15 protein-coding genes are annotated in these 15,142 nt (G+C 61.6%); 6 read left to right on the top strand and 9 right to left on the bottom strand.

Going from position 1 to position 15,142, the window contains the following annotated elements; all coding sequences use genetic code 11:
* Nucleotides 1-4: 4 nt before the first annotated feature.
* On the bottom strand, nucleotides 5-1,336 hold the full coding sequence (locus B8784_RS17635; protein ID WP_084399201.1) for a flavin-containing monooxygenase: 1,332 nt from the start codon (nucleotides 1,334-1,336) through the stop codon (nucleotides 5-7).
* Nucleotides 1,337-1,435: 99 nt separating this feature from the next.
* Here B8784_RS17635 and B8784_RS17630 point away from each other — a divergent pair, with 99 nt between their 5' ends.
* Entirely contained in the window at nucleotides 1,436-1,954 is a 519-nt protein-coding gene (locus tag B8784_RS17630) for a PaaI family thioesterase (RefSeq protein WP_233356219.1), read from the top strand.
* Nucleotides 1,951-2,364, top strand: coding sequence for a PaaI family thioesterase (locus B8784_RS17625; protein WP_084399200.1), 414 nt, complete (start codon nucleotides 1,951-1,953; stop codon nucleotides 2,362-2,364). The genes B8784_RS17630 and B8784_RS17625 overlap by 4 nt, the downstream gene beginning before the upstream one ends.
* On the opposite strand, the gene B8784_RS17620 is transcribed toward B8784_RS17625, so the two are convergent.
* The 4 genes from B8784_RS17620 to B8784_RS17605 form a co-directional block, all read right to left on the bottom strand.
* Nucleotides 2,329-3,636 carry an MFS transporter gene (locus tag B8784_RS17620; protein WP_084399199.1) on the bottom strand — a complete coding sequence of 436 codons (1,308 nt, stop codon included), beginning with the start codon at nucleotides 3,634-3,636 and terminating at the stop codon, nucleotides 2,329-2,331. The two genes, B8784_RS17625 and B8784_RS17620, sit on opposite strands and share 36 nt — an antisense overlap.
* Complete coding sequence (locus tag B8784_RS17615) at nucleotides 3,633-5,186, bottom strand: bifunctional GNAT family N-acetyltransferase/carbon-nitrogen hydrolase family protein (protein ID WP_084399198.1); 1,554 nt, start codon at nucleotides 5,184-5,186, stop codon at nucleotides 3,633-3,635. The genes B8784_RS17620 and B8784_RS17615 overlap by 4 nt, the downstream gene beginning before the upstream one ends.
* Before the next feature lie 73 nt (nucleotides 5,187-5,259).
* A complete protein-coding gene (gene recQ, locus B8784_RS17610) occupies nucleotides 5,260-7,101 on the bottom strand; it encodes a DNA helicase RecQ (RefSeq protein WP_084399197.1) in 1,842 nt (613 codons plus the stop codon).
* Nucleotides 7,102-7,192: 91 nt separating this feature from the next.
* On the bottom strand, nucleotides 7,193-8,092 hold the full coding sequence (locus B8784_RS17605; protein ID WP_084399196.1) for a histone deacetylase family protein: 900 nt from the start codon (nucleotides 8,090-8,092) through the stop codon (nucleotides 7,193-7,195).
* 63 nt (nucleotides 8,093-8,155) lie between these two features.
* Here B8784_RS17605 and B8784_RS17600 point away from each other — a divergent pair, with 63 nt between their 5' ends.
* The gene (locus tag B8784_RS17600) at nucleotides 8,156-9,487 is read left to right on the top strand and encodes an MATE family efflux transporter (protein WP_084399195.1); all 1,332 of its coding nucleotides are present in this window, start codon (nucleotides 8,156-8,158) and stop codon (nucleotides 9,485-9,487) included.
* Here the strand turns inward: B8784_RS17600 and B8784_RS17595 are convergent.
* Nucleotides 9,447-10,559, bottom strand: coding sequence for a quinone-dependent dihydroorotate dehydrogenase (locus B8784_RS17595; RefSeq protein WP_084399194.1), 1,113 nt, complete (start codon nucleotides 10,557-10,559; stop codon nucleotides 9,447-9,449). The two genes, B8784_RS17600 and B8784_RS17595, sit on opposite strands and share 41 nt — an antisense overlap.
* On the bottom strand, nucleotides 10,559-10,909 hold the full coding sequence (locus tag B8784_RS17590; RefSeq protein ID WP_084399193.1) for a DUF952 domain-containing protein: 351 nt from the start codon (nucleotides 10,907-10,909) through the stop codon (nucleotides 10,559-10,561). Before B8784_RS17590 ends, B8784_RS17595 begins: the two co-directional genes overlap by 1 nt.
* Nucleotides 10,910-11,006: 97 nt before the next feature.
* Between B8784_RS17590 and B8784_RS17585 the strand changes: the two genes are divergently transcribed.
* Nucleotides 11,007-11,624: a S24 family peptidase gene (locus B8784_RS17585; RefSeq protein WP_084399192.1), complete on the top strand. Its 618-nt coding sequence runs from the start codon at nucleotides 11,007-11,009 to the stop codon at nucleotides 11,622-11,624.
* 84 nt (nucleotides 11,625-11,708) lie between these two features.
* Nucleotides 11,709-12,623, top strand: coding sequence for a LysR family transcriptional regulator (locus B8784_RS17580; RefSeq protein ID WP_084399191.1), 915 nt, complete (start codon nucleotides 11,709-11,711; stop codon nucleotides 12,621-12,623).
* Nucleotides 12,624-12,844: 221 nt separating this feature from the next.
* On the opposite strand, the gene B8784_RS17575 is transcribed toward B8784_RS17580, so the two are convergent.
* Nucleotides 12,845-13,309: a Dps family protein gene (locus tag B8784_RS17575; protein ID WP_084399190.1), complete on the bottom strand. Its 465-nt coding sequence runs from the start codon at nucleotides 13,307-13,309 to the stop codon at nucleotides 12,845-12,847.
* Nucleotides 13,310-13,432: 123 nt separating this feature from the next.
* Nucleotides 13,433-14,644 carry a pyridoxal phosphate-dependent aminotransferase gene (locus tag B8784_RS17570; RefSeq protein WP_084399189.1) on the bottom strand — a complete coding sequence of 404 codons (1,212 nt, stop codon included), beginning with the start codon at nucleotides 14,642-14,644 and terminating at the stop codon, nucleotides 13,433-13,435.
* A gap of 203 nt (nucleotides 14,645-14,847) precedes the next feature.
* On the opposite strand from B8784_RS17570, the gene B8784_RS17565 reads away from it, so the two are divergent.
* On the top strand, nucleotides 14,848-15,138 hold the full coding sequence (locus B8784_RS17565) for a hypothetical protein (RefSeq protein WP_084399188.1): 291 nt from the start codon (nucleotides 14,848-14,850) through the stop codon (nucleotides 15,136-15,138).
* Nucleotides 15,139-15,142: the final 4 nt, after the last annotated feature.

The following is a 15,142-nucleotide window of genomic DNA, read 5'->3' as shown; positions in this document are numbered from 1 at the left end:
GGCCTCAGGCTGGCGCCTTGGCCCGCTTTCGCCCCCGCTCAATCTCTTTCATAAGGTCTTTTACGTAAGCGTTAAAGTCGACCTGCATGGTGTGTCTCGGGGCGTCATAGAAATGCCCGAGGTGGAACTGCTCGTCTTCCTCGATGATCTTTTCCATCTCGTCGCGCGCCGGCAAGTCGTATTCGCCGGCAATCTGTGCGGCGCAGAGCTTTGACTGCTGCTCGGCGAAGTTCACCAGGGTCGGCAATGGCTGGGCAAGGCCCAGGAAGAACAGGTTTTCGAAACCTGGCCGTACCATCCGCTTGAAGAGCTTCAGCTTGTTGTTCTTGGGCGTCAGCTCCGGCTCGTCGAGGAAAGGGAAGGTGACATTATAGCCGGTCGCCCAGACAATCGCGTCGATCTGCTCGCGTGTGCCGTCCTTGAAGACCACGCCATCGCCATCGAGCCTTTCCATTGCCCCCTTGGGCGCGATGTCGCCGCATCCGACGCGAGTCAGAAACTCGCCCGAGACGGAAGGGTGGGCGTCCAGCGGTTCGTGATCGGGCTTGGGCAGGCCATAATCCTCCATCATGCCGACCCGCTTCTTGATGGCGGCACGGGCAAGCTTGCGTCCGATCTTGGTCGGCATCCAGCCGGGCAGGACGGATTTGTCGGCCGGCTGGCCGTTCATGTATTTCGGCAGCACCCAAACCCCGCGGCGCATGGAAATGAACAGTTTGTCGGCAATCGGGCGCTGGGAAAGCTCGGACGAAATATCCATCGCCGAATTCCCCGCACCGACGACGAGCACACGCTTGCCGCGGAAGTCATAGGGCTCGAACGGATCGCGATAGTGGTGGGAATGGACCTGGTAGCCGTTGAACTCGCCGGGATAGTCCGGCACGCGCGCATCCCAGTGATGGCCATTGGCGATGAACAGCCATTGATAGGTCCGTGTCTCGTCGCTTGAGAGGGTTACATCCCAGTCGCCATCCTGGCGCCGGGCAGCTTTCTCCACCTTGGTGTTGAAAGTGATCGTGTCGCGCAGGCCGAAATGATCGACATAATCCTGGAAGTACTGGAAGAGCTGAGCGTGGTGGGGAAAATCAGGCCAGTCATCCGGCACTGGGAAGTCCTCGAAGGCAAGGCGCCATTTCGACGTATCGATGTGCAGGCTCTGATAGCAGGATGAGAGCCCGTTCGGATTGCGGTAGTACCAGTTGCCGCCAATGTCGTCCGACATCTCGAAGCAGTCATAGGCGATGCCGTAATCCTTCAGGCGCTTAGCCATGGTAAAGCCGGAGCAACCGGCGCCGATAATGCAGGCCTTGCCCTTGGACGATCCGCCGAAAGCCATTTGTATCCTCCCGTAGCGCTATGCATTGCGCTCTCTCCGAAGGATGGTATCGACGCTTGCGGCAACGTCAATTTCACCCAACGGAAGCGGGACAGATAAATGTCGAACGAGGATGACAAGGATGCGCTTCTCTACGAGTTGATGCGCAAGAACGCTCCCAAGATCATGAACAATGTGCCTTGGGCCAAGGCGCTCGGCTTCGAGCTGACCGGCATTGAGCGCGGGCGCGCTTTTGCCAAGGTTGCGTGGCGGGAGGATCTTGTCGGCGATCCGGATTCCGGGGTCATTCACGGCGGTGTTCTGACCGCGCTCCTCGACAATCTCTGTGGGGTCGCGGCGAACACCGCGCTGCGGGAGCCGAAATCCATGGCCACGCTAGATCTGCGCATCGATTATATGCGGCCCGCTGAAAAAGGACGCGACATCCTTGCCGAGGCCGAGTGCTATCACCTCACGCGCAACGTCGCTTTCACACATGCCTGGGCTTATCACGAGACCCGCGAGAAGGTGATCGCGACCGCCGCGGGCGCCTTTGCGCTGAATGACATTTCCAAATGGGCCAGCGGCAATGAAGCTGTCGAATACGCCCGCAAGATGATGGGGGAAAGCTCCTCATGAACCGTGCCGAAGAGCTTGAAGCCTTTCTCGACCGCACGCCCTTTGCGCAATATCTCGGCCTGCGCTGCGAGATCATGGGCGATGAGATGACGACCGTTCTGCCTTTCCAGGATAAGTTCATTGGCAATGCCGCCATCAAGGCCCTGCATGGCGGCTGCACGGGTGCCTTTCTGGAACTCACGGCAATGGCGCAGGTCTTCCTGCAATCGGAGCTGTCACGTCCGCCCAAGCCGATCAATATCACGATCGACTATCTGCGCTCGGCCAAGGGAGAAGACCTCTATGCCCGGGCGATTGTACACAAGCTGGGCCGGCGCATGGCTAGCGTGCGCGCCGAAGCCTGGCAGGCCGAGCGGGAGAAGCCGGTCGCAGCGCTACAGGCGCATTTCCTCGTCGCCGAGAATGGATGAAGACGTTTTGTGCTGGTCCAAACGCACCGATAGGAGATAAGCGCCCACAGCGATCACGCTCAAGCCCGCGCAGATGGCAAAGGCGGCTTCATAGCCGCCCATGCCCCGGACTTGTTCGAGCCGTGAGGCGCCGAAGCTGGTCCCGAGATTTAGCAGCGCCATGAAGATGGAGAAGTGAGTCGCAGCGACCGTCCCGCGCGACTGGCCCATCGCGATGGCATAGGTGCAGACCGACATCAGCACGAAGAATACGCTGTAGACCAGGAGGTAAGCGAAGTAGAAGCTCCCTTCCTCCCAGAAAAGGACGCCAGTGCCATTAAGCACGGCCATGCCCGCCAGTGCGCCGCCGAGGGCGGTCATCGGGCCGACCCGGTCGGCCAGCCAGCCCGAAACGAAGATGCCGAACAGCCCTCCCACCAAGTCTGCGGTCGCATCGCGATTGGTGAAGATTTCGCGCTCCCAGCCAATCTCCTGAACGGCAAGCGTCGGTGAAAAGGCGGTCTTCAGGCCATAGGCGGCAAACGCAATCAGGATCCCGGCGCCAAGCGCCAGGCTGGCCGGTCTCAGCATGGCCGAGACGACATTGCGCAGAAGCGGCCACCAGCGTGTCAGCTGGCGCTCTTTCGTAACCGGCGCGGCCTGCCCGGCGGTCCATGGCAGCAGCTTCTCACCGGCCCGCTCGCGCAGAAGAAGCGGCAGCAGCATGACGAGCCCGACGAAAATTGCCGTCGCAATCGCGGCGACGCCATGACCTGTCTCGTCGCTGATCAGCTTGCCGGAGAGGAAGGCGAAGCCGGCCGTGCCAAGCGTCTTGCCGCCCCACATCAGGCCATTCGCGCTCGCGCGTTCATGCTCGCCCAGAATGTCGATCGCCATGCCGTCAATGGCGACGTCCTGGAAAGCCCCGGCAAAGTTCACCGCAAAGCCCGCAATGGCAAACCAGGGGAGGGCTTCGCCCGGACTGCTCAGTCCGGAAAACCAGATCAGGCTGGCGATCAGCAGCAGTTGGGCGAGGATCAGCCAGGGCCGCTTTCGTCCCATCGGCGCCCAGGTGAAGCGGTCCATGAGTACGCCGTTGAAAAGCTTGAAGCTCCAGGGCAGCAGGATGATTGCGACATAGCCGGCAATCGCTTCTGCGCTAATGCCCTGGGCGGCAAACCAGGCCGGGATCGCGATATAGAGCAGGCCTTCCGGAGCGCCCTGGGCGGCATAGAGCAGCATCAGACTTCCCAGCCGCAATGGCCGGTTTTCGCTGAGCGCCGGCAGGTTCACCCGCCATGTTTCCAGGCGACGCGATAGAGGTCAAACCGCCGGTCGCGAAGGTTGCGCACCGTGCCTTCGGAACGCGCGAAGGAGAGGTCCGACATATCGAGATCGGCCATCACGACGGCCTCGACATTCTCGGTGATCTCGGCAGCAATGCCCTCACGGGCGAACGGATAATCGCACGGCGTCAAAATCGCTGACTGGGCGTAGTTGATGTCCATATTCTCGACATTGGGCAGATTGCCGGTACAGCCAGACGTGACGACATAGAGCTGGTTTTCGATGCAGCGGGCATGACAGCAATAGCGCACCCGCAGATACCCTTGCCGGGAGTCCGTGCAGAAGGGCGTGAACAAGATACGCGCGCCCTCATCGGTGAGGCGGCGAGCAAGTTCAGGGAATTCTGAATCGTAGCAGATCAGTACGCCGATCGGTCCGCAATCGGTCGGGATAACCTCGACCGTGTCGCCGCCCTTGATGTTCCACCAGTGACGCTCATCAGGCGTCGGATGTACCTTCTCCTGCGCATGCACCGAGCCGTTGCGCAGGAAGACATAGGCAACGTTCTGAATGTCACCGTCATCAGTGCGCGTCGGGTGGGAGCCGCCAATGATGTTGATGTTGTAGGAGATGGCAAGGTCACGCATCTCCTTGATAAAGCGCGGTGTATACTTGGTCAGCGCCTCAATCGATTCAGCCGGTGAAAGCTTGCGCTTCTCGAAGGCGAGGAGTTGCAGCGTGAAGAGCTCGGGGAAGACGACGAAATCGGCCCGCCTGTCAGAGCAGACATCGACGAAATATTCGACATTGCTCATGAACTCTTCGAAGCTTTTGACGGCGCGCATCTGCACCTGGACGGTCCCGACGCGCACGCGCTCCTTCATGGAATAGGAGACCTTGTTCGGTTGCTTGATCTCCTCGGCATACGGGTTGCGCCAGACCATGTGTGTCGCATGGCCGCCCGAATCCTTGTCGTCCTCGAGATAGTTGCGAAGAACGCCAATCGGCTCGAACCCGGCGCGAAGATGATAGCGGATGACCGGGTCGGTGATCTTCTGTGCCTTGACGGCCTCCACATAGTCTTCCGGCTCAGGATACTGTTTGCGGCGGCGTTTCCAGCCAGGCATGCGCCCGCCAAAGACAATGCCTTTCAGCTCCCAGTCCTCACAGAGCTGCTGGCGTGCATTGTAGAGCCGCTGGCCGATCCGCGTGCGGCGGATTTCGGGATCGACGCAGACTTCCATGCCATAAAGCCAGTCGCCCTCCGGGTCATGACGCGCCGCATAGCCATTGCCTGTAATCTCGATCCAGTCATGCGGCTGCATTGCCAGCTCTTCAGCAACGAGGAAACTCGCGGCATAGCCGACGATTTCGCCTTCGTATTCGACCAGGAACTGGCCTTCCGGAAAGGCCGATATCTGGCCGCGCAGCATGCCGGGCGTATAGCCATCGGCGGGGCGGCCATACACCTTGAGCACCAGCGCGGCGATTTTCGGCACGTCATCCAGCGTCGCATTGCGCACGATAACGGAAGCCTTGGTTCTCTGGCTGGGCATCAAGCCCCCTTTGTCTGCTGGCAGGTCTACCCTCTAAGAAAGCCCAACCGGCGATAAAGACAAGGGTTCCGGCTCAAGCTGCCGCAGCAACAAGCCGTGCAATCTCTGAGGCATAGCGTCCGGCCTTCTTTTCGCCGACGCCGGAGATTGTGCGCAGGCCATCTTCGCCGGCCGGGCGTTCCTGAGCGATGGCGGCCAGGGTGCGGTCGTGGAAAATGACATAGGGTGGGACCCCCTTGGCCTTGGCGGTTTCCAGCCTCCAGGCGCGCAAGGCGTCGAAGAGCGCCTGGTCGCGCTCGGACAGATCGCCGGAAAAGTCGGCCGCAGCCGAGCGGCGGCGCTTGCGCGTCTTGCGTGCGGTCGGATCCTCACGCAGCCAGACTTCGCGCTCACCCCGGAACAGTGCCTTGGCCGCATCGGCATCCGGCACGACGATGACCGGTCGCATAACCTCGCCGCCCTCGGCCAGAAGGCCGGAGAAGAGCAATTCATCGAACACGGCATTCCAGCCCGCTTTGGGCAGGTCGGCTCCGATGCCATAGGTCGACAGCTGCGCGAGGTCTTCATCGAAGCCGTCGCGGGCCGAGCCGGTCAGGTGGATGATGAGGCGTCCGCGCCCGATGCGCTGGCCGCAGCGGATCACTGCTGAAACGGCCATCTGCGCGAAGCGCGTCGCATCGAACCCGTCGCCGGGCTCACGCTGGCAATTGTCGCACTCTCCACAAGGCTCGGCATCGCGCTCGCCAAAGTACTTGCGCACAGCCTGGCGACGGCAGTCCGTTCCATTAAAGAATGCATAGAGCTGGCGTGTCTTGTTGAGCTGGACGCGTTTGACCTCTTCAGCCGCATCGCTCTCGACCGTCCAGCTGATGGATCGGCGCAGGTCCGCTGGGCCATAGAGCGCATAGCCCTCGGCGGGTTTGCTGTCCCGTCCGGCCCGGCCGACTTCCTGCCAATAGGCTTCCAGCGTCTTCGGAGGGTCGGCATGGATCACGAAGCGCACGTCCGGCTTGTCTACACCCATGCCGAAAGCCACCGTGGCGCATATGGTCAGCCCGTCTTCCAGCAGGAAGCGGCGCTGGCGCTCAGCGCGCACGTCTGCGTCGAGGCCGGCATGATAGGCAAGCGCCGGAATGCCGGCTTTCTCAAGCGCGTCGGCCAGCTTCTCAGTGCCGTCACGGGTTGCGGCATAGACGATGCCGCTCTCGCCCTTGTGCGCCTTCACCAGCGAAAGAACCCGGTCGGACTTTGTGCCACCTTTCGGTTCGGCGCCGAGTGTCAGGTTTGGCCGGTCAAAGCTCGCCACATGCGTCTGTGGCTCAGTGAGGTCGAGCTGGGCCAGAATGTCGTCGCGTGTGCGTGCGTCGGCCGTGGCAGTGACGGCCATACGCGGCACATCGGGGAAAAGCTGCTTCAGCCGCCCGAGGGCGCGATAGTCCGGGCGGAAATCATGGCCCCACTGGCTGACACAGTGCGCTTCGTCGATGGCGATCAGCGAGATTGAAAGCTGGGCCAGCCGCCCCGCCAGTCCGGTCGAGAGAGCTTCCGGCGACAGGTAGAGCAGGTCCATCTCCCCGCGCGCCGCCGCATTCAACGCTTCGGTCTTGTCCTCAAAGCTCATGGAGGAATCGAGGCGCTCGGCGCGTACCCCCAGCGCTTTCAACGCATCGACCTGATCGGCCATGAGCGCGATCAGGGGGGAAACGACGAGGCCAACACCGTCTCGCAGCATGGCCGGGATCTGATAGCAGAGTGACTTGCCGCCGCCGGTTGGCAGAACGGCCAGCACATCGCGGCCTGCCATGGCATCGTCGATCACATCGGGCTGAAGGCCGCGAAACGCCTCATACCCGTAGATGCGCTGAAGGATATCAAGCGGGCTTTCGTCCGGGGCAGGTTTCAGGGCGGCGCTCATGAGGCCTGTGTGCCGGGAGTCGGGGACTTCCGGCAATGGCCGAGCCGGGACATGTCTGCAATTACCGGCGGTCCGTCCTCGGCGGTGTCGTTCAGGCAGCCACAAGCGCCTGCAAGGCATCGACCATGAAGGTGTGCCGGCGGGCGACGGCACGGGCATCCTTCGAATAGCCGCCTCCGAGCACGCCGGTGAGCGCTATGCCGCGGCTGGAAAAGGCCTCGGCGACCATCCGGTCGCGTGTTTTGAGTCCATCGTCGGAAAGCTCAAGATGGCCCAGCCGGTCTTCGGCATGCGGGTCGACCCCGGCATTGTAGAAAACAAGGTCCGGAGTGATCTTGGCGAAGACATTGCCCAGCATCGTTTCCAGAGCAGTAAGGTAGGCTTCGTCGCCCGTGCCTTTAGGCAGCCCGGCATCAAGGTCGGACGGCGGTTTCTCTCGTGGCCAGTTGTCTTCGCAATGCAGAGAAGCGGTAAAAATGCGGGGATCATCGGCGAAGATGCTGGCCGTGCCATCGCCATGATGAACGTCGCAGTCGATTATGGCGACCCGGCGGGCGAGGCCTTCTTCCAGCGCGACCTGGGCGGCGACGGCGACATCGTTAAACACGCAGAAGCCCGCCCCACCTTCATAATGCGCATGATGGCTGCCGCCGGCGAGGCTGACGGCGGCCCCGTGGTCCAGTGCAAGACGTGTCGCCAGGCAGGTGCCGCCAACCGAAGCGCGCGTCCGGGCTGCGATGGCCGGGGTCATCTCGAACCCGATCCGGCGGGTCGTCTTCGCATCGACCGAAGAGGTGAGCACGGCCGTCACATAAGCCGGGTCATGGGCGAGATGCAGCCAGGGCTCCGGGGCATGGGCCGGAACGATGAAGCGCTCCCCGCGCTCGCGCAGCAGTTCGGCGATGAGCGAATATTTGCGCATCGGGAAACGGTGGCTGTCCGGGACGCTCTCGGCGTCATAATCTGGATGGTGGACAATCGGCAGGGACATTCCGGGGGAGGTGCCCTCTCGCGACCGATTGTCAAGCGCGGCGGCGCCGAATAAGCGGGGCGGATGACGAACCCGACGCTCACCCGATCGAAGGTCCTGGCGCTGTCCGCGCCGGTCATGCTGGCGCAGGCCGCGACCGCCTCGACGGGCGTGGTCGATACAGCTGTTATGGGCCTTTACGGTACCAAGTTCGACCTAGGTGCCGTGGGTGTAGCCGCTGTCGTGATGAACTTCCTGTACTGGGCGTTCGGCTTCCTGCGCATGTCGACGACCGGGCTGACCGCGCAGGCCGCGGGGGCGGAAGACCGGATCGAAGTCCACTCCGTCCTGCAGCGGGCCTTGCTGCTCGGTGGGGCACTCGGACTTGCCATTCTCATCCTGTCGCCGCTGCTCAGGCTCATCGTCTTCCAGCCCTTTGCGGCAAGCGAAGAGGTGAAGACGCTGGCGGTGGAGTATTTCAATGCCCGCGTCTGGGGCGCGCCGGCCGTGCTGATGGGCTATGGCATCACCGGCTGGCTGCTAGGCACCGGGCGGACCGGCCAGCTGCTCGCTTTCCAGATTGTGATGAACGGGACGAATGCCGGGCTCGACATCTGGTTCGTGGCGGGGCTCGGCTGGGGGCCGATGGGCATAGGCGCGGGCACGGCCATAGCCGAATGGGTGGCGTTGGCCTTTGGGCTTTTCCTCGTGCGCGGGGGGCTCACACGCTCCCGGCAGATCTTCGACCGCGCCCGGATCGCCGCGCTCATTAACGCCAATCGCGACATCCTGGTACGGACGCTTGCGCTACTGTTCTGCTTTGCCTGGTTCGTGAATGCCGGGGCGAGCCTCGGGACCGCGACGCTGGCCGGCAACGAGGTGCTCCTGCAATTCGTCAGTGTCTCGGCTTTCGTGCTCGACGGCTTCGCCTTCGTTGCCGAAAAGGAAATCGGCGAGGCCTTTGGCGCCAGGAACAGGGCCCGGCTGATGCGGGCCATGCGGTTGACGACAGAGATGGCGTTCCTGTTCGGGGCGCTGATCTCGCTGGCCTATTTCACGGCGGGCGGCTGGATCATCCAGAGCTTTGTCTCTGATGCCGAGGCGCGTGCCATTGCGCAGAGCTATCTGCCCTTCTGCGCGCTTATCCCGCTGATCGGACTGCCCAGCTGGCAACTGGATGGCTTCTTTCTCGGGGCCACGCAGGGGCGTGCACTGAGGAATGCCGGAGTGGCCGCATGCCTGCTTTATGTCGGAACCGACTTTCTCCTGCGTCCCGCTTTCGGAAATACCGGGGTCTGGTCGGCCTTCCTGACCATGTATGTCTGGCGGGCGGTCGCGTTAGGCGTTTACCTGCCCTCGCTCATCCGCCAGACGGTTAGCGGAACGCCGCCCCCACAGCCTGCTCCACACTCGTGAAGCCATCGGCATAGAGCAGGGCGGCCAGTTCGCGGTTGATGTCGGCCACCAGGCCCGGCCCGTGATAGACCAGCGCGGAGTAGAGCTGGACGGCATGAGCCCCGGCCCGGATCTTTGCATAGGCATCCGCGCCGCTCGCGATGCCGCCGGCGCCGATCAGGTCGAACTCACCCAATAGTTCTGAGGCGATGGCGCGCAGGACTTCTGTCGAAAGCTCGAAAAGCGGAGCCCCGGAGAGCCCGCCGGCTTCGGACTTGTGCGCATTCTGCAGGCTCTCTGGCCGCTCAAGCGTCGTGTTTGAGATGATCAGCCCGGCGAGCCAATGACCGGGTCCGCGAACGACTTCTATGACATCGCGAATGGCCCGTTCGTCGAGATCCGGCGCAAGCTTCAGGAAGACCGGTTTCGAGTCTTCTTCCTCAAGGCGGCCCTCATCTTTCAACTCTTGCGCATAGGCGTCCTGGGCTCTGTTTCGGGCTGTGCCGCAACGCTCCAGAAGTTCTTCCAGCGCGCCTTTGTCCTGTAGCCCACGCAGGCCCGGTGTGTTGGGCGAAGAGATATTGATTGTGATGTAGCGGGCATAGGGATAGACGGCCTCGATCCCGGCCTCATAGTCGCCGATCCGGTCTTCGCTGTCCTTGTTGGCCCCGACATTGGCTCCGATCGGGGAGAGACGGCTGGAGGCTTTACGAATGCGGGCGGTGAAGGCGCGCAGCCCGTCATTGTTGAAGCCCATCCGGTTGATGACGGCTTCATCCTCGGGCAGGCGGAACAGGCGCGGCTTTGGATTGCCCTCCTGCGGTCGCGGCGTAACCGTGCCGCACTCGACAAAGCCGAACCCGAAGCGCAGCATCTGTTCGAAAACTTCGGCATTCTTGTCGAAGCCGGCGGCGAGACCGACCGGATTGAAGAGCTGCAAATTGGCGTGTGGCAGCTTGACCGGTGTGTTCCACTGGATCGGGCTGATCCGCGGGAGACCGACACCAAGTCTAAGGCTTTTGATGGTGGCCTTGTGGGCTGCCTCGGGGGGTAGAGCGGCAACGAGCTTGCTTCCGAAATCGGCGAGGGACATCAGCGAAGCGCCTCCGGCAGGACCGGATTGCCATCGGGTCCGGTATCGAGCGCCCAATGCCGCCGGGCGTCACTGAGGCGTAGCGTACCGTAGAGATGAGGGAAGAGCTGGCCACCGCGCGACTCCTCCCACTTCACGTTGCCGCCCAGGCTTTCCGAGACGAATTCGTAGAGGTGCACGCCGGACTGACCGGCATAATGCAGGCCCAATGTCTCTGCGACCTGCTCCTTGGAGGAGAGATGGACATAGCCGTCGCGTGCATCGAGATCGGTGTCGGTGTGGCCGAGTTCGCGGGCGCGCGCATCGTCGTTTGCACTCAATATCTTGTAGACATGGGTCTCTATGATCATGAATCGGCTTGAAACAGGGTTTTTGCGATCCGGCAAGATGGCAGGTTGCTAGGTATTTATTCCTATGGTAGGAATTGCCTGACCATGGAGAAGACGGATGCGGCATTCAGAGGTCTGGCGCGGGATCGATTTGCTGGCGGAGCGCAATGGGCTCAGTGCCTCGGGCCTGGCCCGGCTGGCCGGCCTCGATCCGACGATTTTCAACCCTTCCAAACGCCAGGCCAAGGATGGCCGGCCGCGCTGGCCTTCGACGGAAAGCATCTCGCGCGCCCTTGAGGCCGTCGGCGCCGGGATGGATGATTTTGCAGCCCTTATCGAGGGACGGCGCGGCGCCACGGCGCCCCTGATCGGGCTGGCCCAGGCCGGGGCCGATGGCTTCTTCGACGATGCCGGTTTCCCTGTCGGGGGCAGTTGGGACGAGGTCCGCTTTCCCGGTCTTGGGGACGAACCGGTCTACGCCCTGGAGATTTCCGGTGACAGTATGGAGCCAGCCTATCGTGCCGGGGATCGTATCATTGTCGCGCCCGGCGCGCAGTTGCGGAAGGGGGACCGGGTGGTCGCCAAGACGGTGGAAGGCGAAGTCATGGCCAAGGTGCTCGGCCGTCAGAGCGAACGCCAGGTTGAGCTGATTTCGCTCAATCCGGATCATCCGGTGCGGACCTTCAAGCCGGCCGATCTCCTCTGGCTGGCACGTATCCTCTGGGTCAGCCAGTAGGTCCTGTGAGGATGTTATGCGTTCGCAGGCGCAGCACATTATCCGCTTGCCCTTGGCGCAGTCCATGTGCAAACCAAATCCGTGATGGATTGGGACAAATTGAAATCTTTTCACGCGGCTGCCGAAGCGGGCAGCCTGACCGCTGCCGGTGAAAGGCTGGGGATTTCCCAGTCTGCCGTGTCGCGTCAGATTTCAGCGCTTGAGGAGCAACTGGCTGTTTCGCTGTTCCAGCGGCACGCGCGCGGACTGGTGCTGACGGATGCCGGTCATACGCTCCATCGCTCAACCATGGACATGGCGGCGGCCGCCCAGACGGCGAATGCCGCCTTGCGCGACCAGCAGGATGTCGCCCAGGGCGACCTGACCGTGACGGCGCCGATCGCCTTCGGCTCGACCTGGCTGGTGCCGCGGCTTGGCAATTTCATCAACTCCAATCCCGGTATGCAGATCGACCTGCGCCTCGATGATGGCGAGCAATACGATCTGCTCAAGCTCGAAGCCGAGTGTGCGATCCGGCTCTGGGCGGCGGACAAGTCCGACCTCATCCAGCGCAAGCTGGGCACGGTGGCGACGAATCTCTATGCTTCGCCGGAATATCTGAAAGCGCATGGTACACCGCGCACGCCGCAGGATCTCGATAATCACCGCATCATCGGTTACGGCACCGGCATTTCGCCGCTGGACGCGATGAGCTGGGCCCAACGGGTCGGTCGTGACGATACACTGCCGCGGCGGGCGATCCTGACAGTCAGCAACGTGCCGGCCATGCTGCGCGCCGTCGAGGCCGGTGTCGGTATTGCCGATCTGCCGGACTATATGGCCAGCGCTGTTCCCCGGCTTGTGCGCATCCTGCCGGAGCATACCGGGCCGAGCTTTGATCTTTACTTCGTCTATCCCAGCGATCTGAAGCGGTCGAAGCGTATTGCCGCGTTCCGGGACTTTCTGACGGCCGAAGTGGATGCCATTCGGCGAGAGAGCTTGCATCTTCGCGCAAGCTAACCGCTGCTTTCATGCGTAATTGCATGCCTTGCTTACGGAATCGCAACTTGGCTTAGCCGGTGCCAGCTCTTAGGTCACGCGTATGCCTAGGTTCCGGCTTTAGCACATCATCCTCCGATTGTGCGTTTCCTCCCTCCAAATAGGAACCGAACTTGATAAGCCCGGCGCGATATTTCGCAGCCGGGCTTTTTTTCGCTTTGAATTGTGAGGGAAGTGCGGGCCTAGAGGCTGGCCCGCAGCATCCAGGCAGCTTTTTCCGCAGCGGCTGCCCGCTGGGTCATCAGATCGGCGGTGACAGCGTCGTCGCCAGCTTCGGCAGCGTTCACGCCATCGCGTGCAACCTGTGCAATGGTCTCATGGCCGCGGACGAGATTGTTGATCATGTCCTCGGCGTCCGGCACGCCATTATCAGGCTTGATGGTGGCGTAGGAGGCAATCTCATCACTGGAGGCCGGCGCGAATTCCCCAAGCGCACGGATACGTTCGGCGAGTTCGTCGAGCGCCTGCCACAGCTCGGTGTATTGCTGCATGAACAGCTCGTGCAGCGCCTTGAAGCGCGGCCCGGTTACGTTCCAGTGATAGCCATGCGTCTTGAAGTAGAGCGCATAGGTTTCACCCAGAACTTTCCTGAGAGCCTCGATCGAGGCGGCGCGGTCTTTTTTGTCCAGTCCAACATCAACAGTCATAGGTCACTCCTTCAGATCATCTTATGCCGCATAGATGGGGAAGATCATATAAATTCCCAATCGACTATGCCTTCAATATAGATAGGTAAAATCTATATTGAAAATGATTTTCATTTTTCGAGCCTATTTCAGAGCAGCGCAGAATCGGTGGATGCGTTTCATGGCTTCCTCGAGCGCTTCTGTCGCGGTCGCATAGGAAATCCGGAAAGCCGGAGAAAGCCCGAAAGCCTCCCCGAACACTACGGCGACTTGTTCCTCTTCCAGGAGGGCTGCGGCGAAATCCTTGTCGGAATTGATCAGCGTGCCCTTCGGCGAAGATTTACCGATAACCCCGGCGCAGCTCGGATAGACATAGAAGGCGCCTTCCGGCGTGGCGCAGGACAGACCTTCACAGTCGTTCAGGGCCTTCACGACGAGATCGCGGCGCGATTTGAACACCTTGTTGCGTTCGGCAAGGAAGCTGTGATCGCCGTTCAGGGCGGCCACACTCGCCCACTGGCTGATCGAGCAGGGGTTCGAGGTCGACTGGGTCATGATCTTGCGCATGGTCGCGATCAGCTTTTCCGGCCCACCAGCAAAGCCGATCCGCCAGCCGGTCATGGCATAGGCCTTGGATACGCCGTTCATGGTCAGCGTGCGGTCGTAGAGGCCGGGCTCGACCTGGGCGATCGTCCAGTAATCGAAGCCGTCATAGACCAGGTGCTCATACATGTCGTCGGTGAGGATCCAGACATGCGGATGCTTCAGCAGCACGTCGGCGAGCGCACGCAGCTCGTCCTTGGTATAGGCGGCGCCGCTGGGATTGGACGGAGAGTTGAGGATCAGCCACTTCGTGTTGGGAGTGATCGCCTGCTCCAGCGCGTCGGGTGAAAGCTTGTAGTTCGAATTCGGCCCGCACTGGACGAAAACCGGGTCGCCGCCCGCCAGGCGCGCCATATCCGGATAGCTGACCCAGTAGGGCGCCGGCACGATGACCTCGTCGCCCGGATTGAGCGTCGCCATGAAAGCATTGAAGATCACGGTCTTGCCGCCCGGGGAGACGTTGATCTGCGCGGGCGTGTAGTCGAGGTCATTGTCGCGCTTGAATTTCGCGCAGATCGCCTCTTTCAGCTCCGGAATGCCATCGGCCGGCGTGTACTTCGTCTTGCCGTCCCAGATTGCCTTGACGGCGGCTTCTTTCACATGGTCGGGTGTGTCGAAGTCAGGCTCGCCAGCACCGAGGCCGATCACATCAATACCGGCCCGTTTCATTTCGCCAGCCTTGGCTGTCACGGCAAGCGTGGCAGACGGCTGAACACGTTCAACGGCGCGGCTCAGTGTGATGTCGGAAGCCATCGGCAAATCTCCTTTATGTTTGGCGCAATGCATAGGTCTGCGCGTGCAGGCGCGCAAGATGCCGAAGTGCCCCCGCTGAGGCCAGGGGGCGGAGGGGTTTCAAAATTTCAGGGCCCGTGTTTACCGCTCATTCGCCGTTTTTTGATACATCATCTGCCAGTTTTGGCTTGCCCGTAAGGGCGAAGGGATTGGAAGATGAGGCGATGAGCGCACTGGGAACGCTCTACCACCGTCTCGAGGATGAGGCGCTGCATTACTGGGGCGAGATCCTGCATTGGCTCTCGCGGCGCAGCGATGCCGAACAACTTGTTATTGCCTGTGTTTTCATCCTGCTTCTGCTTGGATTGATCATCCGCATGTCGATGCGCGGAAAGGACCCTGGCAGTACCGGGCGCCAATTCGGCGGATCGATCGTACTGGTCATGATCTTTGCGTTCGGCATCGGCTGGATGATCGATGCCGGGGCAGGCCGGTTCTCCTTCCTGTTCAGCTGACTGA

The sequence above is a fragment of the Henriciella aquimarina genome, from assembly GCF_002088975.1.
GTDB lineage: Bacteria > Pseudomonadota > Alphaproteobacteria > Caulobacterales > Hyphomonadaceae > Henriciella > Henriciella aquimarina.
The sequence above is the reverse complement of the archived record's forward strand: the minus strand, read 5'-3'. Positions and strand labels throughout refer to the sequence as shown.

Coding starts and splice junctions, on each gene's coding strand:
- B8784_RS17635 (WP_084399201.1), bottom strand. CDS start 1,336: ATGGCTTTCGGCGGATCGTCCAAGGGCAAGGCCTGCATTATCGGCGCC.
- B8784_RS17630 (WP_233356219.1), top strand. CDS start 1,436: ATGTCGAACGAGGATGACAAGGATGCGCTTCTCTACGAGTTGATGCGC.
- B8784_RS17625 (WP_084399200.1), top strand. CDS start 1,951: ATGAACCGTGCCGAAGAGCTTGAAGCCTTTCTCGACCGCACGCCCTTT.
- B8784_RS17615 (WP_084399198.1), bottom strand. CDS start 5,186: ATGCCCAGCCAGAGAACCAAGGCTTCCGTTATCGTGCGCAATGCGACG.
- recQ (WP_084399197.1), bottom strand. CDS start 7,101: ATGAGCGCCGCCCTGAAACCTGCCCCGGACGAAAGCCCGCTTGATATC.
- B8784_RS17605 (WP_084399196.1), bottom strand. CDS start 8,092: ATGTCCCTGCCGATTGTCCACCATCCAGATTATGACGCCGAGAGCGTC.
- B8784_RS17600 (WP_084399195.1), top strand. CDS start 8,156: ATGACGAACCCGACGCTCACCCGATCGAAGGTCCTGGCGCTGTCCGCG.
- B8784_RS17595 (WP_084399194.1), bottom strand. CDS start 10,559: ATGTCCCTCGCCGATTTCGGAAGCAAGCTCGTTGCCGCTCTACCCCCC.
- B8784_RS17590 (WP_084399193.1), bottom strand. CDS start 10,909: ATGATCATAGAGACCCATGTCTACAAGATATTGAGTGCAAACGACGAT.
- B8784_RS17585 (WP_084399192.1), top strand. CDS start 11,007: ATGCGGCATTCAGAGGTCTGGCGCGGGATCGATTTGCTGGCGGAGCGC.
- B8784_RS17580 (WP_084399191.1), top strand. CDS start 11,709: ATGGATTGGGACAAATTGAAATCTTTTCACGCGGCTGCCGAAGCGGGC.
- B8784_RS17575 (WP_084399190.1), bottom strand. CDS start 13,309: ATGACTGTTGATGTTGGACTGGACAAAAAAGACCGCGCCGCCTCGATC.
- B8784_RS17570 (WP_084399189.1), bottom strand. CDS start 14,644: ATGGCTTCCGACATCACACTGAGCCGCGCCGTTGAACGTGTTCAGCCG.
- B8784_RS17565 (WP_084399188.1), top strand. CDS start 14,848: ATGAGCGCACTGGGAACGCTCTACCACCGTCTCGAGGATGAGGCGCTG.